General features: G+C 66.8%; 14 protein-coding genes. 9 read left to right on the top strand and 5 right to left on the bottom strand.

The window, feature by feature from the left end:
* Positions 1-32 precede the first annotated feature (32 nt).
* A complete protein-coding gene (locus EYS42_RS02240) occupies positions 33-6,803 on the top strand; it encodes a hybrid sensor histidine kinase/response regulator (protein WP_245503465.1) in 6,771 nt (2,256 codons plus the stop codon).
* Positions 6,804-6,816: 13 nt separating this feature from the next.
* On the top strand, positions 6,817-7,863 hold the full coding sequence (locus tag EYS42_RS02235; protein ID WP_130966218.1) for a GGDEF domain-containing protein: 1,047 nt from the start codon (positions 6,817-6,819) through the stop codon (positions 7,861-7,863).
* 18 nt (positions 7,864-7,881) lie between these two features.
* Here the strand turns inward: EYS42_RS02235 and EYS42_RS02230 are convergent, their stop codons facing one another.
* The gene (locus tag EYS42_RS02230) at positions 7,882-9,372 is read right to left on the bottom strand and encodes a cryptochrome/photolyase family protein (protein ID WP_130966217.1); all 1,491 of its coding nucleotides are present in this window, start codon (positions 9,370-9,372) and stop codon (positions 7,882-7,884) included.
* Between the two features lie 50 nt (positions 9,373-9,422).
* Between EYS42_RS02230 and EYS42_RS02225 the strand changes: the two genes are divergently transcribed.
* The 7 genes from EYS42_RS02225 to EYS42_RS02195 all read left to right on the top strand — a co-directional run bounded on the left by EYS42_RS02225 (position 9,423) and on the right by EYS42_RS02195 (position 15,323).
* Positions 9,423-10,004, top strand: a complete 582-nt coding sequence (locus EYS42_RS02225; RefSeq protein WP_130966216.1) for a YqgE/AlgH family protein — start codon at positions 9,423-9,425, stop codon at positions 10,002-10,004.
* Positions 10,001-10,390, top strand: a complete 390-nt coding sequence (gene ruvX, locus EYS42_RS02220) for a Holliday junction resolvase RuvX (RefSeq protein ID WP_130966215.1) — start codon at positions 10,001-10,003, stop codon at positions 10,388-10,390. The genes EYS42_RS02225 and ruvX overlap by 4 nt, the downstream gene beginning before the upstream one ends.
* Entirely contained in the window at positions 10,387-10,899 is a 513-nt protein-coding gene (pyrR, locus tag EYS42_RS02215) for a bifunctional pyr operon transcriptional regulator/uracil phosphoribosyltransferase PyrR (RefSeq protein ID WP_130966214.1), read from the top strand. Before ruvX ends, pyrR begins: the two co-directional genes overlap by 4 nt.
* Complete coding sequence (locus EYS42_RS02210) at positions 10,896-11,858, top strand: aspartate carbamoyltransferase catalytic subunit (protein WP_130966213.1); 963 nt, start codon at positions 10,896-10,898, stop codon at positions 11,856-11,858. Before pyrR ends, EYS42_RS02210 begins: the two co-directional genes overlap by 4 nt.
* Positions 11,855-13,192, top strand: a complete 1,338-nt coding sequence (locus EYS42_RS02205; protein ID WP_130966212.1) for a dihydroorotase — start codon at positions 11,855-11,857, stop codon at positions 13,190-13,192. Before EYS42_RS02210 ends, EYS42_RS02205 begins: the two co-directional genes overlap by 4 nt.
* Positions 13,192-13,947 carry a lysophospholipid acyltransferase family protein gene (locus EYS42_RS02200; RefSeq protein ID WP_130966211.1) on the top strand — a complete coding sequence of 252 codons (756 nt, stop codon included), beginning with the start codon at positions 13,192-13,194 and terminating at the stop codon, positions 13,945-13,947. The genes EYS42_RS02205 and EYS42_RS02200 overlap by 1 nt, the downstream gene beginning before the upstream one ends.
* Positions 13,948-14,096: 149 nt before the next feature.
* Positions 14,097-15,323 (top strand): DesA family fatty acid desaturase, encoded by a 1,227-nt coding sequence (locus EYS42_RS02195; RefSeq protein ID WP_245503464.1) that lies wholly within the window; start codon positions 14,097-14,099, stop codon positions 15,321-15,323.
* Between the two features lie 48 nt (positions 15,324-15,371).
* On the opposite strand, the gene EYS42_RS02190 is transcribed toward EYS42_RS02195, so the two are convergent.
* The 4 genes from EYS42_RS02190 to trxB all read right to left on the bottom strand — a co-directional run bounded on the left by EYS42_RS02190 (position 15,372) and on the right by trxB (position 17,838).
* Positions 15,372-16,049, bottom strand: coding sequence for a M949_RS01915 family surface polysaccharide biosynthesis protein (locus EYS42_RS02190; protein ID WP_130966210.1), 678 nt, complete (start codon positions 16,047-16,049; stop codon positions 15,372-15,374).
* Positions 16,050-16,204: 155 nt separating this feature from the next.
* Positions 16,205-16,375: a 50S ribosomal protein L33 gene (rpmG, locus tag EYS42_RS02185; protein ID WP_130966209.1), complete on the bottom strand. Its 171-nt coding sequence runs from the start codon at positions 16,373-16,375 to the stop codon at positions 16,205-16,207.
* 14 nt (positions 16,376-16,389) lie between these two features.
* Positions 16,390-16,623, bottom strand: a complete 234-nt coding sequence (gene rpmB / locus EYS42_RS02180) for a 50S ribosomal protein L28 (protein WP_130966208.1) — start codon at positions 16,621-16,623, stop codon at positions 16,390-16,392.
* Positions 16,624-16,887: 264 nt separating this feature from the next.
* Positions 16,888-17,838 carry a thioredoxin-disulfide reductase gene (gene trxB, locus EYS42_RS02175; RefSeq protein WP_130966207.1) on the bottom strand — a complete coding sequence of 317 codons (951 nt, stop codon included), beginning with the start codon at positions 17,836-17,838 and terminating at the stop codon, positions 16,888-16,890.
* Positions 17,839-18,026: the final 188 nt, after the last annotated feature.

The following is an 18,026-nucleotide window of genomic DNA, read 5'->3' as shown; positions in this document are numbered from 1 at the left end:
CCGAGAGCGACGCCTGAGCGATGGATCACACCATGAACCCCTCACCCATGCCGGATGACCTCAGCGCGCTTGCGTGGGTCTACGAGGAAGTCAAGAAGTCTCTGGAGACGGCTCAGAAGTCGCTGCAGCGCTGCCTGAAAGAGTCGGTCACCACCGGCTTTTCCGATGTTGATGCGGTGGATCCGGCCGTGCTGCGCACCGCGCGCCAGCAGATCCACCAGGGCGTCGGTGCCCTGGAGCTCGCCGGCGTGGCCGGTGGCGCCACCTTGCTGCGCGCCAGCGAAGCGCTGGTGCAGCGCTACGTGAACCGCCCCCAGTCGCTCGACGAAGAGGGTGTCAAGGCCATCGAATCGGCCTCGTTCGCCTTGCTCGACTACATGCGCCGCCGCCTGGCGGGCAAGCAGGTGTCCGTCATGGGCCTGTTCCCGCAGTACGAGCGCCTGATGACCCTGGCCGGTGCCGACCTGGCCCGCCCCTCTGACCTGTGGGTGCAGGAGTGGCCCTCACTGTCTCTGGAGGTGCCGGTGGCCCCACCGGCTGACAGCGCCGCCCGTGAAGCCGACGTGCAGGCTGTCGACCTGTTTGAGATTGCGTTGCTCAAGCTGCTGCGCAGTGGCCAGTCGGCCGATGCACGCCCGCTGGTGGGGTTGTGCTCCGACCTGGCCGCTGGCGCCACGGCCCGCCAGGCGCACCGCGAGTCGGCCACCTGGGTGCTGGCCTGCGGCTTCCTGCAGGCCATTGCCGAAGAGCGGCTGCCCGTCACGGTGCATGTCAAGCGCGTGCTGTCGGCCCTGCTCAGCCAGCTGCGCAAGCTGGCCAAGGGCCACGTGCTGCTGTCGGATCGACTCACGCACGAATTGCTGTTTTTCTGTGCGCAGGCGCAGCCTGCGCCTGACACCCTTGCCGACACTCCGGCCGAGTCCGCGCCTGTCAGCAGCGTGCTGGACCAGCTGCGTCAGGCCTTCCGCCTGGAGCGCCACCACCCCATCGACCTGCGCCAGGCCTCATTGGGCCGCTTCGACCCCAGCTGGGTGGCCCAGGCCATCAAGCGCGTGGTGCTGGCCAAAGACGGTTGGTCGGCCGTCTCAGCCGGTGAACTGATCCGCCTGGGGGGGTTGAACGAGCAGTTCGCCCTGGTGGCCGATTCAGTGCGCAAGCTTTATCAAGATGGCGAAAACCTCGCTTCGGCCCTGACCGACACTGTGTCGGCCACTGTGGCCTCGAATCAGGCGCCTGAGACCACGCTGGCCATGGAAGTGGCCACCAGCCTGCTGTACCTTGAAGCTTCGCTCGACGAGGGTGAATTCGATCACCCCGATGAGCTGCATCGCCTTGACCGTCTGGCCCAGCGCATGCGCCAGGTGCAGCAAGGCCGTGAGGCCGAGCCTCTGGAGCCCTGGATGGAGGCCTTGTACCGCAAGGTCTCCGACCGCCAGACCATCGGCAGCGTCGTGCAGGAGCTGCGCAACACCCTGGCCGAGTGCGAAAAGGGTATTGATCAGTTTTTCCGTGACCCGAGCCAGACCATGCCGCTGGCCGATGCTGCTGGCCGCCTGCAGTCGATGAAGGGCGTGATGGCCGTGCTGGGTCTGGACGCCGGCTCTCAGGCTGTGGTGCGCATGCGCCACGACGTGGACGCCCTGACGGCCCCTGATGCCGATCTCGAAGCGGCCGCCCAGCAGGGTGTGCATGATCGCCTGGCCAGCAACCTCAGCGCCATCGGCTTCATGGTCGACATGCTGGGCGTGCAGCCCAACCTGGTGAAGTCGGTGTTCGCTTTCGACGCCGACAAGGGTGTGCTGGCCCCCATCATGGGCCGCGTGGCAGCCCCGGCGCCCGAAGTTGATCCAGTGCACGTGATGGCCCGCCCGGCCGAGCAGGAAGTGCGCGAGTACACCCACGATGTGGCCGAATCGCTGGCCGAATCGGTGGTGCGCGACGACACCACCTTGCCTGAAATCTCGCTGGAACTGGCCGACCTGGCGCAGAACCCGCTGGTGCAGGAACAACCCGAACTGGCCGCCACGGTGGCCGAGGCGCAGCAGGCCCTGGAGCGCGCCGTACAGGCCGATGACGTTGATGCCGAGCAGGCAGCCCGTGAGCAGGCTGCCGCGGCTTTGAATGACCTGGCCCAGGCCGTGGTCGAGCCCGAGGCAGCGCCGCAGGAGGTCGAACCTCTGCCTGCCATGCAGGAGACCCTGGTGCCTCAGGCCGTGGCGCTCCCTGACACGGGCCTGGAAGAAGACGACGAAATGCGCGGCATCTTCCTGGAGGAAGCCCGCGAGGTGCTGGCCGAGGCACGGGCTGGACTGGCCGACATGGCCATCCACCCCGATGACATCGCAGCCATGACCACAGTGCGCCGTGCCTTCCACACCTTCAAGGGCAGCTCACGCATGGTGGGTCTGCGGGACTTTGGTGACGCTGCGTGGGCTTGCGAGCAGCTGTACAACAGCTGTCTGGCGTCGCAGGCGCCGGCCTCTGAAGCCCTGTTGGGCCTGAGCGCCGAGGTGCTGGACGACCTGGCTGGCTGGATCGAGGACATCGCCACCCATCAGGATGCTCACCGCAGTCCGCAGCCCATTGTGGCTGCGGCCGACGCCCTGCGACTGGAAGGCCGCCGCATCGGCCTGATGCCTGCCGCCCCGGAGGTGACGGCTCCCGAGGCCTTTCGCGCCGCACATGGCGATGCAGCGCCCGACACAGGCCCCGATGCCCAAGCCCTGAGTTTCACGCCTGACTTCACCGACACGCATTCCGGTGGAACGGCTGAAGCGCTGGACGCTGTGCCTGACCAGGACCTCTCGCAACAGGTCGAGGCACAGGGCCAAGCCGCCACGGTCACCCTGGCACCGCTCGCCCTTGACGACCTGCCCACACTCGAAGTGTTCGACGAGCCCGAGCCGTCGGTCGACATCGCCCTGGAAACGGCTGAGCCGCTGCTGGCAGCCACCGAGCCCATGGACCTGGATCAGGCCATGGGCGCCGAGCACCCGGACCAGGCCGAAACCCAGCCCGCGCCCCTGGTGGGTGAGGTGGGGGACATCGAGCGTTTGAGTCTGGACCTCTCGGCGCTTGACGACATGTCCGATTCGACCTCCGCCGCGATGGGGGCCGCCGAAGCTCGAGTGCCCGATGCAGGACAGGCCGATGCGGGGGCGGCAGACGCAGGCTCGCTGGAATTCGACACGCAGGCGTTCTCAGACCCCCCCCTGATGGTCGAGCCAGCGGAAGTGGTCGAGCCTGCGCAGATCGACGTGGCCGACGCGTCCGAAGCGGCAGACCTGCCCGTTGCCCACGACCATGTGCCCCAAGCCACCGATGCCGAGTCGGTCGACGAGCCGGTGGACGATCAGGTCAAGGTGATCGGTGACCTGCGCATCAGCATCCCGCTGTTCAACATCTTCCTCAACGAAGCCGACGAGCAGTCGCGCAAGCTCAGCACCGCGCTGAGCGAATGGGCATTGGAATGGCACGAGTCCCTGCGCGACGAGGTCGTGGCCCTGGCCCACTCGCTGGCCGGCAACTCGGGGGCAGTCGGTTACCACGACCTGTCCGGACTGGCCCGCCACTTGGAACACGCACTCGAAAAGCGTCAGGCTGCAGGTGGGGGTGACCAGGTCTCGGCCGAGCTGTTCAACGAAGCCGCCGAAGAAATCCGTCGCCTGCTGCACCAGTTTGCGGCAGGCTTCCTGAAGGCCCCCAGCGCCGACCTGATCCATCGTCTGGAGCATTACGATGCCGGCCCGGTGGCCGAAGCCGAGTGGGTCATGCCTGAGGCCGGGCGTCCGCATCTGCGTCTGGTGAAGTCGGCCGATGACCTGCCCGAACCGGGTGAAGCGCTCGGTACTCTGCCAGAAGGCAACCCTGAAAGCGACATCCAGGCCATCGAGCTGAGCTCTGCCAACCTTGCTGTCGAATTCGATGTCGACGGTATGGCGCCAGTCGAGGTGGCCGAAGGAGGCGCTGCGTCCGACGAGGTCGCCGAAGTCGCCGCTGACCTGGTGGAGGCCACCGCACTCGCGTCGCCTGAATCGTCCGCAGAAACAGCGCAAGCACCCGTCACCGAGCTGCCTTCCGCACCCGAAACTGCGGTGGATTTCAGCCTGGACGATGCGGGCACTCAGCCCATGCCGTTGGGCCTGCCCGAGCTCAAGCCGTTCGAGCCCCTGGTCGAGCCCGCACGCATGAGCTTGCTGGCAGCCGATGCGGGCATCGACCTGGGGGATGACGCCGACATCGACGCTGTCGATGCCATCGACCCCGACCTGTTCCCCATTTTCGAGGAAGAGGCCCAGGAGCTGCTGCCCCAGCTGGCCGCCGACATGCGACAGTGGGTAGCCCACCCGGAACGCATGGACCTGGCCACCGCCTGCATGCGCACGCTGCACACCTTCAAGGGTGGTGCTCGCCTCGCCGGTGCCATGCGCTTGGGCGAACTGGCCCACCGGATGGAATCGGCGGTCGAACGCATCGTGGTGCGCGAAGTGGCTGAGCCGCACGAGATCGAGGCCTTGCAGAATCGCTCCGACGTGCTGTCCGAGCTGTTCGACGCGCTGCAACGTGCCGACCTGAACCAGATCCCCGAGGTGCATGCCGAGCCGCTGCAGCCGGGCCTGAGCCAGCCGCTGGCTCCGGTGGCCCTGCATGAGTCGCCCGAGACCGTGAGCGTCGATGCCGTGCTGGCGGCCGAAGCCGACGTGCTGGCCCTGGAGCCCGACCTGCTGGCTGGCGATCCATCAGGGCTCGCAGAAGCCATGCCCGAAGCAGGCAATGCCGACGCCCTTGAGGCGGATGTTGCCCAAGGTGCGGATGTTCAGGTCAGCGTGAACGCGTCTGCACCCGCTCTGGCAGGCAAGGCTGAAGCCCCCGTGCCCCAGCCCATCGACTGGGCCAGCGTGGTGGGCGAATTCCGCCTGTCCGAGAGCGCTGGTGCCGGCGAGCAGCAAAGCGCGGCCCTGGCCGTGGTGCGCGTCAAGCCACGCCTGCTCGACCGCTTGGTGAACCATTCGGGCGAGGTGTCGATCACCCGCACACGCCTGGCCAGCCAGCTCACGCAGATGCGCACCTCGGTGGTCGACATGACCGACAACCTGGACCGCTTGCGTCAGCAACTGCGTGACATCGAACTGCAGGCCGAAACCCAGTTGAGCACCCGCATGGAGGCGGCCCGTGCCAACCAGGCCGAGTTCGACCCGCTGGAGTTCGACCGCTACACGCGCTTCCAGGAACTCACCCGCATGATGGCCGAGTCGGTGAACGACGTGGCCACCGTGCAGCGCGGCCTGGTGCGCAACCTGGAAACCGCCGAAGACCAGCTGGCTGCCCAGTCGCGCCTGACCCGTGACCTGCAGGATGACCTGCTGCGCACGCGCATGGTGGAGTTCGAAGGCCTGGCCGACCGCCTGTACCGCGTGGTGCGTCAGGCGGCCAAGGAAACCGGCAAGCAGGCCCGCCTGGACATCGTGGGTGGACAGACCGAGGTCGACCGCGGCGTGCTCGACCGCATGACCGGTGCCTTCGAACACTTGCTGCGCAATTGCGTGACCCACGGCATCGAAAAGCCGGATGTGCGCGAAGCCGCCGGCAAGCCCGCCATGGGCGCCATCGTGCTGGCCATTCGCCAGGAAGCCAACGAAGTCAGCATCGAGTTCCGTGATGACGGTGCCGGCCTGAACCTGCCACGCATCCGCGACAAGGCCGTGGCTCAGGGCCTGCTGGCCCCTGACGCCGAGCCCACCGAAGCCGAACTGGCCCAGCTGATCTTCCAGCCCGGCTTCTCCACGGCTGAAACCGTCACCGAACTGGCGGGCCGGGGCATTGGCATGGACGTGGTGCGCTCGGACGTGAACGCCATGGGCGGCCGCATCGAAACCGCCACGGCGGCCGGGCAGGGCACCAGCTTCAAGCTCGTGCTGCCCCTGACCACCGCCGTGACCAAGGTGGTCATGGTGCGTTGCGGCGACATGGTGGCCTCCATCCCGACCAACCTGGTCGAGATCGTGCGCCGTGCCCGCGCCGACGAGGTCGAAGCGGCCTACGCCTCGGGCAGCGTGCCGTATGCCGACCTGACCTTGCCGTTCTTCTGGTTCGGCGCGCTGCTGCAGCACAGCCCCAGGGGTTCCGCGGAAGGCCGCTCACTGCCGGTGGTGGTGGTGCGCTCGGCTCAGCAACGCGTGGCCCTGCACGTCGACGAAGTGCTGGGCAACCAGGACGTGGTGGTCAAGAACCTGGGCCCGCAGCTCTCGCGCGTGCCCGGTCTGGCGGGCATGACCCTGCTGGCATCGGGTGCCATTTCGCTGATCTACAACCCGGTGGCCCTGGCCACGGTGTACGGTCAGGAAGCACAGCACTGGGCCCGTCAGGCCCGCGAGGAGGGCTTGGCGGCTGCTGCCCTGGCTGCGCAGGCCGAGGCCGAAGCGTCACGCGTGCCCCTGGTGTTGGTGGTGGACGATTCGCTCACCGTGCGACGCGTCACGCAGCGTCTGCTGACCCGCGAGGGCTACCGTGTCATCCTGGCCAAGGACGGCCTGGAGGCGCTGGAGTGCATGGCCGAGGAAACGCCCACCGTGGTGCTGTCGGACATTGAAATGCCCCGCATGGACGGCTTCGACCTGGTGCGCAACCTGCGCGGGGATGCCCGCTGGCGCGACATCCCTGTGGTGATGATCACCTCGCGGATTGCGCAAAAACACCGGGACTACGCAGCAGAACTCGGTGTGAATCACTATCTGGGCAAACCTTACAGCGAAGACGAACTGCTGAGCCTTGTGGCTGGCTACACTCGAGCCATTCTCACTTGATCCATGTCAAGGCATGAACAGCCCGCAAGGCGCCATGGAGCAGCTGGTCACCCTGACCAGCCTGCGTGACCGCGAGCAACTGGACCAGGGGCTCGCGCAGGCGCTTTGCCGCATCCTTGATGCGCACGAAGCGGGGGTGCACCGCACCATCCGCGACGGGGAAGGGCAGCGGCGCTGGTTCAAGTGCGCCAAGGTCACGGCCAGCGGCGGCTTCGACTGTGACCCGTCCTGGGCCGAGCCCGAGAGCTTGCCTGCCTTCGACGACGAACCCTTGCGCCAGCAGGCCCTGGAAGACCCGTCCATGCTGCAGGTGCCCACACGGGCACCCCTGCCGCCGGGTTGGCTGACCGTCATGCCCCTGAACACCGACGACGGCGAAGTGGGCGTGGTGGAGCTGGTCACGCCCGACAGCCTGGGCATCCAGGCCGTGCGCACCGTGCACACCGTGCTGCAGGTGTTCGACAACTTTCTGCGGCTGCTGGCGTCCAGCCAGCGGGACCCCCTCACGGGCCTGCTGAACCGCCAGACCTTCGACACCTCGTTCCTGTCGGCTTCGTTGCGGCGCGACATGCTGGCCCCGGGCGACACCGACCGCCGACAGCGGGTGGGCGACCAGTGGTGGCTGGGCGTGCTCGACATCGACTTCTTCAAAAAGGTCAATGACCAGTACGGCCACTTGATCGGTGACGAGGTGCTGGTGCTGGTGGCCCGCCTGATGCGCCAGACCTTCCGGCATTACGATCGCCTCTTCCGCTTTGGCGGCGAGGAGTTCGTGGTGATGGTGCGCTGCCCCGAAGAAGCAGGCGCCTTGGCCGCCTTCGACCGGTTCCGCCAGCGGGTGGCCAGCTATGCCTTCCCGCAGGTGGGGCAAGTCACGGTCAGCGTCGGCTTCACGTCTGTGCAGCCCAGCGACAGCCCCAGTGCGGCGTTCTCAAGGGCCGACGTGGCGGTTTATCACGCCAAGCACCATGGGCGCAACCGCGTGATCAGCCACCCCGAGTTGCTGCGCGCTGGCACCATCAAAGACGCCAACCTGGAAGGCGACGTCGAGCTGTTCTGACCCCGGAAGCCGGGGCGGTCAGCGCTTTTTGGCGCCCGTGTCAGGCGCCTTCACCACTGCATAGCGCGCCAGCGTTTCGGCCCGTGCCACGTCGTGCTGCACGATGGGCTGGGGGTAGTCGCGGCCCAGCACGAAATCATCGGCGGCGGCCAGGTCGGCCGGGCGGGCCAGCCAGGGGGCGTGCAGGGCGGCATCGGGCAGCGGGGCCAGCTCGGGCACGTAGCGCCGGATGAACCTGGCCTGCGGGTCGAACTTTTCGCTCTGGCTGGTGGGGTTGAAGATGCGGAAGTAGGGCTGGGCATCGCAGCCACTGGAGGCGGCCCATTGCCAGCCGCCGTTGTTGGCCGACAGGTCGAAATCCAGCAGCTTTTCGGCGAAGTAGGCCTCGCCCCGGCGCCAGTCGATGCCCAGGTCCTTGATCAGGAAACTGGCCACCACCATGCGCAGGCGGTTGTGCATGTAGCCCGTCTGGTTGAGCTGGCGCATGGCCGCGTCGACCAGGGGGTAGCCGGTGCGGCCTTCGCACCAGGCCTGGAAGTGGGCCTCGGCCTCCTTGCCCTTGGCCCACTTGATGCGGTCGTACTCGCGCTTGTAGGCGCCGCCCACCACGTGCGGGTGGTGGTGCAGGATCTGGTGGTAGAAATCGCGCCAGATCAGCTCCGACAACCACACGCGGGCGCCTTCCGAGCCCTCCTTCATGCGGGCCCAGGCCAGCGACGCCAGGTGGCGGATGCTGACGGTGCCAAAACGCAGGTGGGTCGACAGGTAGCTGGGCCCCTTGACGGCCGGGAAGTCACGCTGCTCGTCGTAGCGGTCCATGCGCGCCAGGAAATCGTCCAGCAGCTGCTCTGCACCGCTCATGCCGGTGGGCACCTTCAGGTCGGTCACGGGCTCGAACCCGATCTCGGGCAGGGTGGGCACGCGCTCGGGCCACAGGGGGGCGATCTTCTCCGGAATGGCCGCCAAGTGGGCCGCGTAGGGCGCCACCGGGTAGGGCTTGACGTAGAAGGGCTCCAGCTTTTTCAGCCAGGCGTTCTTGTAGGGCGTGAACACGCCATAGGGCGTGCCGTTGCCGGTCAGCACCTCGTGGCGCTCGAAGATCACGTGGTCTTTCGAGGTGAACAGCGCGGCGCCCAGGCCGCTGAGCTTGCCGCGTACCTGGGCGTCTCGGGCCAGGGCGTCAGGTTCGTCGTCGTGGTTGGCGTACACGGCCTGCACGCCCAGTTCGGCCGCCAGCCGGGGCAGTTCGGTGCGCGCGGAGCCGTGGCGCACGATCAGGCCGCTGCCAGGGGCCAGCCGGGCCAGGGCGGCATCGAGCTCACGCAGGCTGTCGAGGATGAAGGCCACGCGCCGGTCATGGCGGGGCAGGGCATCGAGGATGTCGGTGTCCAGCACGAACACGCACCACACCCGGCGGGCATTTTTCAGGGCGTGGTACAGGGCGGCATGGTCGGTGTGCCGCAGATCGCGGCGAAACCAGACCAGGGCAGAGTCGATTCGTTCGGTCATGTGTCTGATTCAGCGGGCGGGGGCATTGCAGGGCGACTAAAATTGCGCGCATGTCCGAACAAGCGCCCATCAATCTCACCAACCAGTTCCTCATTGCCATGCCCGGCATGAGCGACGGCAATTTCGCGGGCTCGGTGGTGTACATGTGCGAGCATACCGAACGCGGCGCCCTCGGTCTGGTCATCAACAAGCCGGTGGACATCGATGTCCGCGGCCTGTTTGAAAAGGTCAACCTCAACCTCGAGCGTGACGACCTTTTGTCCACCCCCGTGTACCTGGGCGGCCCGGTGCAGACCGAGCGTGGTTTCGTGCTGCACGAACAGCTCGATGAAGAGGGCGGGCACTACAACTCGTCCATCAAGATCCCCGGCGGCCTGGAAATGACCACGTCGCGCGACGTGCTGGAAGCCATGGCCAGTGGCGCCGGCCCGCGCAAGGTGTTCATCAGCCTGGGCTACTCGGGCTGGAGCGCCGGCCAGCTGGAAGACGAGCTGTCTCGCAACGGCTGGCTGACCGTGCAGGCCGACCCCGCCATCATTTTCGACACCCCGGTGGAGCAGCGCTACGACCGGGCGCTCTCGCTGCTGGGCATCGACCGCAGCGTGCTGTCGCTCGACGCAGGCCACGCATGACGGCACCCCTCACCCTGCTGGCCTTCGACTACGGGCGCCGCCGCGTGGGCGTGGCTTGTGGCAACACCTTGCTGCGCGAGGCCCAGCCCCTGCGCTCCATCGCCGCCGAAGGCTCGGCCCGCTTCGAGCACATCCAGCGCCTGATCAAGGAATGGCAGCCCGACGCCCTGGTGGTGGGGGTGCCCTTCCACCCTGACGGTGCCGAGCACGAGATCACCCTGGCGGCACGCAAGTTCGCCCGCCAGCTCAGCGGCCGCTACCACCTGCCGGTGCACGAGGTCGATGAGCGCTATTCCAGTGTCGAAGCCGAACGCGACGACCCCGATGACCTGGATGCGGCCGCGGCGGCCGTGATCCTGCAACAGTTTTTCAACGACAACCCATGAGCGAAACCCAAGCCTCCCTTCGCCTGGACGCCGAGCAGCTGTATGGCGTGCTCCTCAAGGGCGTGCAACGCCTGGTGCAACCCGATTCGGCCCTGGTGGGCGTGTGGTCCGGCGGCGCCTGGCTGGCCGAGCGCCTGAGCCACGACCTGCAGCGGACCGAACCGCATGGCTGCATCTCGTCGGCCCTGCACCGTGATGATTTCTCGCGCCGCGGCATGGCCGCCTCGCGTGACGCCACCCACCTGCCTTTCGAGATCGAAGGCCGCCACATCCTGCTGATCGACGATGTGCTGTACACCGGCCGCACCACGCGCGCCGTGATCAACGAACTGTTCGACTACGGCCGCCCCGCCAGCGTCACCCTGGTGGTGCTTGTCGACCGCGGGGGCCGCGAGCTGCCCATCGAGCCGGCCTTCTCGGCCGCGCGCATCACCCTGCCAGCGGCCGAGCGCGTGTCGCTGGGCCGTGGGGCCGATGGCCAGTTCACTTTCCATTTCGAGAGGGTCTGATGCAACGACGCAACCCCCAGCTCAACCAGCATGGCGAGCTGATCCACCTGCTCACCACCGAGGGCCTGCCCCGCGACGTGCTGCACCAGATCCTGGACACCGCCGGCCAGTTCGTGTCGGTCAATGACCGCGAGGTCAAGAAGATCCCGCTGCTGCGTGGCAAGAGCGTGTTCAATCTGTTCTTCGAGAACAGCACCCGCACCCGCACCACCTTCGAGATCGCGGCCAAGCGCCTGAGCGCCGATGTCATCAACCTGGACATCGCCAAGAGCAGCGCCTCCAAGGGTGAAAGCCTGCTGGACACCATCGCCAACCTCAGCGCGATGCACGCCGACATGTTCGTGGTGCGCCACAGCGAAAGCGGTGCGCCTTACCTGATCGCCCAGCATTGCGCGCCGCATGTGCACGTGGTCAATGCCGGCGACGGTCGCCACGCGCACCCCACGCAGGCGCTGCTGGACATGTACACCATCCGGCACTACAAGAAAGACTTCACCAACCTCACGGTGGCCATCGTGGGCGACATCGTGCACTCGCGCGTGGCCCGCTCCAACATCCACGCGCTGACCACGCTGGGCGTGCCCGAGGTGCGTGTGGTGGGCCCGCGCACCCTGGTGCCCGGTGACCTGCGCGAGATGGGCGTGCGCGTGTGTCACAGCATGGAAGAAGGCATCCGCGATGCCGACGTGGTGATCATGCTGCGCCTGCAGAACGAACGCATGAGCGGCGGCATGTTGCCCAGCTCGGGCGAGTTCTTCAAGGAATTCGGCCTGACCCCGGAAAAGCTGGCCCTGGCCAAACCCGACGCCATCGTGATGCACCCCGGCCCCATCAACCGCGGTGTCGAGATCGACTCCAGCGTGGCCGATGGCGCCCAGAGCGTGATCCTGCCGCAAGTGACTTTCGGCATTGCCGTGCGCATGGCCGTCATGTCCATCATCGCGGGGAACGAAGCATGAAACTCCTGATCAAGAACGGCCGCGTGATCGACCCGGCCAGCGGCCTGGACGTGCAGGGCGATGTCGCCATGGCCGCCGGTCGCATCGTGTCCATCGGCCAGGTCAGTGCCGACTTCACGGCCGACCGCACCATCGACGCTTCCGGCTGCATCGTGGCCCCGGGCCTGGTGGATCTGGCCGTGCGCCTGCGCGAGCCGGGCTACGAGCACGAAGGCATGCTGGAGAGCGAACTGGCCGCTGCCGCTGCCGGTGGGGTGACCAGCGTGGTCTGCCTGCCCGACACCGACCCCACGCTCGACGAGCCCGGCCTGGTGGAGATGCTCAAGCTGCGTGCCCGCAAGCTGAGCCGTTGCCGTCTGTTCCCCCTGGGGGCGCTGACCCGCGGCCTGAAGGGCGAGAACCTGACCGAGATGGCCGAGCTGCACGAAGCCGGCTGCGTGGGCTATTCGCAGGCCGAAGTGGCCATCAAGGACACGCTGGTGCTGCAACGCGCCATGCAGTACGCGGCCACCTTCGGGTACTCGGTTTGGCTGCGCCCGCAAGACGCCTGGTTGGGCAAGGGCATTGCCGCCAGCGGTGCCGTGGCCACGCGCCTGGGCCTGTCGGGTGTGCCCGTGGCCGCCGAAACCATTGCCCTGAACACCATCGTCGAGCTGTCGCGCGCCACCGGAGCCCGCGTGCACCTGTGCCGCCTGTCCAGCGCGGCCGGCATCGAGATCGTGCGCCAGGCCAAGGCCCAGGGGCTGCCCATCACGGCCGACGTGAGCATCAACTCGCTGATGCTGACCGACGTGGACATCGGCTTTTTCAACTCGGCCATGCGCCTGAACCCGCCGCTGCGCCAGGGCCGTGACCGCGATGCCCTGCAGGCCGCGCTGGCCGACGGCACGCTCGACGCCCTGGTGTCTGACCACACCCCGGTCAGCGAAGACGAAAAACTGCTGCCTTTTGGCGAAGCCACCCCCGGCGGCACCGGTGTCGAGCTGCTGCTGAGCCTGGCGCTGAAGGCCGCGGGCCTGCAAGCCGGTGAGGCCGCCAGCCTGCCAGCCGAGGCCCTGCGCCGCGCACTGGGCACCGTCACCCTGGGCCCCGTGAAGGTGCTGGGCGACGCCCTGGGCTCGCTGGCCACCAGTGCAGGTCGCATCGTGCAGGGCGGTGTGGCCGATCTGTGCGTGTTCGACCCGCGTGACAGCTGGCGTGTGCAGCCCGAGGCCCTGGTCAGCCAGGGCAAGCACACCCCGTTTGCCTACGAGTGCACCGGCATGGAAATGCCGGGGCGCGTGCGCCTGACGGTGGTGGCCGGGCAGGTGGCCCACGAAGCCCAGGTGGCCTGATGATCCCCTGGTGGCGTGTGCCGGTGGCGGTGGTGCGCCTGCTGCGCACCCTGGTCAACCTGTTGTGGGTGGCCTGGTGCATGAACCGCAGCTTTGCCCGCCACACCCCTGAGCGCCAGCGCGAGCTGGTGCAGCGCTGGTCGCTGCGCGTGCTGCGGGGCCTGGGTGTGCAGTTGAAGGTGCAGGGTGAATTCCGTCCGGGCGCCAAGCTGGTGGTGGGCAACCATGTGTCGTGGCTGGACATCGTGGCCATCCTGGCAGCCCACCCCGCACGCTTCGTGTCGAAAGCCGAGGTGGCGCAATGGCCCGTGGTGGGGCGCATGGTGGTGCTGGCCGGCACCATCTTGCTCGAGCGCGCTCGCCGCCGTGACGCCATGCGCGTGATGGGCCTGCTCACGCAGACCTTGCAAGAAGGGGGCACGGCCGCGGTCTTCCCTGAGGGCACCACGGGTGATGGCCAAGCCCTGCTTCATTTCCACGCCAACCTGCTGCAGTCGGCCATCGACGCCGATGTGCCGGTTCAGCCCGTGGCCGTGCGCTACAGCGATGCGCAGCACGCCATCAGCCCGGCAGCGGCCTATGTGGGCGACACCACACTGGTGCAGTCACTGTGGTGGGTGGCCGGTGCGAAAAACCTGACCGTGACCCTTCAGGTGCTGCCGGCCCACCGTGTCACACACGCCGACCGGCGGGCCCTGGCCGAAACCCTGCAGGCCGAGATCGATGCTGCATTGCAGCAGTTGGCTCGCCCGTGAAAACACCACAAGCCCACGGGTTTTCCACGCGCTGACCGGCTGGCGTTCGACACACACTGGACCGTGGGGGTTCACCCCCATCTTTGCGCTGCCGCAAGCGCTGAGTCCCGGCCCGGGTCCTACAATCGCGGCTTCGTCTGAGGTACCCCATGTTCGAATTCCTGATGTCTTCGCCCGCGGTTGACGCCTTCCTCACGTGGGCCGACAAGGGTCTGGTCGACGCCAGTGCCTGGCAGATCGTGGCTTACACGCTGCTGCTCACGCACATCACCATCGCGTCGGTCACCATCTTCCTGCACCGCTCGCAGGCGCACCGGTCGCTGGACCTGCATGCGATCCCGTCGCACTTCTTCAGGTTCTGGCTGTGGCTGACCACGGCCACGGTGACCAAGCAGTGGGTGGCCGTGCACCGCAAGCACCACGCCAAGTGCGAGACCGCCGAAGACCCGCACAGCCCCGTGGCCCACGGCATCGAGACCGTGCTGCTGCGCGGTCGCGAGCTGTACGCGGCCGAGGCTGCCAATGCCGAAACGCTCAAGAAGTACGGCCACAACACGCCGAACGACTGGCTGGAAAACAGGCTCTACACCCCGCACGCCACTTTGGGCATCTTCCTGATGCTGGCCATCGACCTGGCCCTGTTCGGTGCCATCGGCATCACCGTGTGGGCCGTGCAGATGGTCTGGATCCCGATCACGGCGGCCGGCATCATCAATGGCCTGGGCCACTGGTGGGGCTACCGCAATTTCGAGGCGGCCGATGCGTCCACCAACGTGAGCCCCTGGGGCATCCTCATCGGTGGCGAAGAGCTGCACAACAACCACCACACCTACCCGACCTCGGCCAAGCTGTCGGTCAAGCCTTACGAGTTTGACATCGGCTGGGGTTACATCCGGGGGCTGGAGATGCTGGGCCTGGCCACCGTGCGCAAGGTGCCGCCGCGCCTGACGCTGGGTGAAGTCAAGCCCGTGGCCGACGTCAAGACCCTCGAGGCCATTGCCGCACACCGCTACGAGCTGATGGCCAGTTACGCCCGCGAAGTGCGTGCGGCCTGCGCCACCGAGCTGAACCGCCTCAAGGGTGATGGCCAGCAGGCGGCGGCCGAGAAGCTGGCCCGCGTGCGCAAGTGGCTGCACCGCGACGAAGACAAGGTGCCCGCCAACCTGCGCACCGACCTGGCCCTGGCCCTGGCCGACAACCCCAAGCTGGGCAAGCTGATCGCCATGCGTGAAGAACTGCGCCAGGTGTGGACCAAGACCAATGTGTCGGCCGAACAGCTGGCCCATGAGCTGCAGGCCTGGTGCCAGAAGGCCGAGGCCAGCGGCATCCAGGCCCTGCAGGAGTTCTCGCGCAAGCTGCGCGCCGCGCACGCCTGATCCAGGCTGCGCCCGGAAGAACCAAGCCCCGCATCAGCGGGGCTTTTTTCATGGTGCGCCCGGTTTTTCCAGGTAGGTCTGCTGCCAGAGCTTCATCAGCTGGCGCCGAAACGGTTTGTTGGCAGGCAGGTCGAGGGCCTCGTCCAGCTGGTAGTCGCCCCCTGCCGGGGCCTGGTCGGGCAGGATCACGCGGGTGCTGCCACGCACGGCCAGTTTCTGCTCCCCGCTGCGCATGATCACCTTCAGCGTCTTGGGGTCGACACCACCGCCACAGAGCAGCTTGTAGGGCAGGTACACCTCGGCCACGCCGTCGTCGTCGGCGTCCAGCGTCGTGACCTGGGGCAGCACGAAACGGGCTTCGGCGTCCAGTTCGGGGCATTCCACGCCATCACGCAGGGCCCATTCGGCCACCCAGCGCGCCCCCTTCAGGCGCCATGACACGGCGTACAGGGCGGGCCCCTGCCAGGCGGCCGTGCCGGTGGCCTTGGCTGCGCGGCGGCTGGTCTTGGCGTCGGCGCTCTGCATCAGGGCCACCAGGTGCTTGCCGTTCTGGTCTTCGTACTGCCAGCCCATCACCAACGGGGCGGGCAGGGGCAGGTCGGCCTGGTGAAAGGCGTGGGCCTCCACCGGCACCGTGGCGACGGCCGTGGCGGCATGGGCAGACAGGCCCCCTGAGAGCGCGGTGCCCGCTGCAAGGGCCAATGACAAGGTCTTCCTGGGGTTCATGGGTGCAGTGCGATGACGATCGGACACAGGTGCGCCTAGCGTATCGCAGTGTGGCAAAGCTGCGCCCGCCCCGTGACATGGGGCAACACCTGACAGGCGACAAAAAACCCGCCAGGCTTGCGCGCGGGCGGGCTTTTCGGTGGGAAGGGCTGAAATTACTTCAGCTTGACTTCCTTGTAGGCCACGTGCTTGCGGGCCTTGGGGTCGAACTTCATGAATTCCAGCTTTTCGGGCGTGGTCTTCTTGTTCTTGGTGGTGGTGTAGAAGTGGCCGGTGCCCGCAGTGGATTCCAGCTTGATCTTTTCGCGTCCGCCTTTAGCAGCCATGGTTCATTCTCCAATCACAGTTCGCCACGGGCGCGCAGGTCAGCCAGGACCTGGTCGATGCCCACTTTGTCAATCAGTCGCAGAGCGGCGGCGCTGATGCGCAGGCGCACCCAGCGGTTTTCGCTTTCGACCCAGAAACGGCGGTACTGCAGGTTGGGCAGAAAACGACGCTTGGTCTTGTTGTTGGCGTGGGAAATGTTATTCCCGGACATCGGGCCTTTGCCCGTGACTTGACAGACGCGTGCCATGACGCTTCTCCAGTTCGTTCGCGTAGTGCGCTTGTGTTGCGAAGCGGTGAGCAGAGCAGGTGGGCCCATGAAAAAGCCTGCCTGGTGAACACCCTTCCGGTGGCGGGATCATCCGGGTTGCAGCAAGCGCATTCACCTGAACTTCGCGATCCGGCCACTCGGGCCAAATTTTTTCCGAAGAAAAACGAGATTCTAGCAGGAACTTGACGTCTCGCCAAGTTCCTGCTTGGAGGCTCTTTCAGAGGGCCTTCCGGGGTGAAGGCTTCAGGCGCCTTGTTCCAGGAAGCGCTGGGCGTCCAGGGCGGCCATGCAGCCGGTGCCAGCGCTGGTGATGGCCTGGCGGTACACGTGGTCCTGCACGTCGCCGGCGGCGAACACGCCCGGCACGCTGGTCATGGTGGCAAAGCCCTTGTGGCCGCCACGGGTCACGATGTAGCCGTCTTCCATCTCCAGCTGGCCCTTGAAGATGTCGGTGTTGGGCGAGTGACCGATGGCGATGAAGCAGCCCTTCAGGGCCACATCGGTGGTGCTGCCGTCGTTCACGTTCTTCAGGCGCACGCCGGTCACGCCGGTGTTGTCGCCCAGCACTTCGTCCAGGGTGTTGAACAGGTGCAGCTCGATCTTGCCGGCGGCCACTTTCTCATGGACCTTGTCGATCATGATGGCTTCGGCGCGGAACTTGTCGCGGCGGTGGACCAGGTGCACCTTGCTGGCGATGTTCGACAGGTACAGGGCTTCTTCGACGGCCGTGTTGCCGCCGCCCACCACGCACACTTCCTGGTCACGGTAGAAGAAACCGTCGCAGGTGGCGCAGCCGCTCACGCCGCGGCCCATGAAGGCCTCTTCCGAGGGCAGGCCCAGGTACTTGGCCGAGGCGCCGGTGGCGATGATCAGCGTGTCGGTGGTGTAGCTGCCGGCGTCACCCTTGAGCGTGAAGGGGCGCTTGGACAGGTCGACCTCGTTGATGTGGTCGAACACCATGTTCGTCTGGAAGCGCTCGGCGTGTTCCTGGAAGCGCTGCATCAGCTCTGGGCCCTGCACGCCGTGCACGTCGGCGGGCCAGTTGTCCACTTCGGTGGTGGTCATCAGCTGACCGCCCTGGGCCATGCCGGTGACCAGGGTGGGCTTGAGGTTGGCGCGGGCGGCGTAGATGGCGGCCGAGTAGCCGGCAGGGCCGGAGCCGAGGATCAGGACTTGGCTGTGTGAAGTGCTCATGGGTGTCTTTCAGTGCAGGCAGAAGTATCCAACGGTTGCTTGTGGCCGCCGCGGATCGCCATTGAATTTCCTGTGGCGCGGACGGGATTGGAAAGAAGTCAAAAAAATGTCTAAAAATTCCGGAGCGCCTGCCGAAAATTGTAGGGACTGGTGAGCAATGCCACAGACCGGCGCGAAAAGACAGCGTC

The sequence above is a fragment of the Aquabacterium lacunae genome (assembly GCF_004310865.1).
In the GTDB taxonomy this organism is placed as follows: domain Bacteria; phylum Pseudomonadota; class Gammaproteobacteria; order Burkholderiales; family Burkholderiaceae_C; genus Aquabacterium; species Aquabacterium lacunae.
Note: the sequence above shows the minus strand (reverse complement) of the source record. Positions and strands in the feature narration are given on the sequence as shown.

Bases quoted from the DNA above. Each gene is read 5' to 3' on its own strand.
- rpmB (WP_130966208.1), bottom strand. From the start codon at position 16,623: ATGGCACGCGTCTGTCAAGTCACGGGCAAAGGCCCGATGTCCGGGAAT.
- EYS42_RS02225 (WP_130966216.1), top strand. From the start codon at position 9,423: ATGTCCGAACAAGCGCCCATCAATCTCACCAACCAGTTCCTCATTGCC.
- EYS42_RS02235 (WP_130966218.1), top strand. From the start codon at position 6,817: ATGAACAGCCCGCAAGGCGCCATGGAGCAGCTGGTCACCCTGACCAGC.
- EYS42_RS02195 (WP_245503464.1), top strand. From the start codon at position 14,097: ATGTTCGAATTCCTGATGTCTTCGCCCGCGGTTGACGCCTTCCTCACG.
- trxB (WP_130966207.1), bottom strand. From the start codon at position 17,838: ATGAGCACTTCACACAGCCAAGTCCTGATCCTCGGCTCCGGCCCTGCC.
- ruvX (WP_130966215.1), top strand. From the start codon at position 10,001: ATGACGGCACCCCTCACCCTGCTGGCCTTCGACTACGGGCGCCGCCGC.
- rpmG (WP_130966209.1), bottom strand. From the start codon at position 16,375: ATGGCTGCTAAAGGCGGACGCGAAAAGATCAAGCTGGAATCCACTGCG.
- EYS42_RS02205 (WP_130966212.1), top strand. From the start codon at position 11,855: ATGAAACTCCTGATCAAGAACGGCCGCGTGATCGACCCGGCCAGCGGC.
- EYS42_RS02230 (WP_130966217.1), bottom strand. From the start codon at position 9,372: ATGACCGAACGAATCGACTCTGCCCTGGTCTGGTTTCGCCGCGATCTG.
- EYS42_RS02190 (WP_130966210.1), bottom strand. From the start codon at position 16,049: ATGAACCCCAGGAAGACCTTGTCATTGGCCCTTGCAGCGGGCACCGCG.
- pyrR (WP_130966214.1), top strand. From the start codon at position 10,387: ATGAGCGAAACCCAAGCCTCCCTTCGCCTGGACGCCGAGCAGCTGTAT.
- EYS42_RS02240 (WP_245503465.1), top strand. From the start codon at position 33: ATGAACCCCTCACCCATGCCGGATGACCTCAGCGCGCTTGCGTGGGTC.
- EYS42_RS02200 (WP_130966211.1), top strand. From the start codon at position 13,192: ATGATCCCCTGGTGGCGTGTGCCGGTGGCGGTGGTGCGCCTGCTGCGC.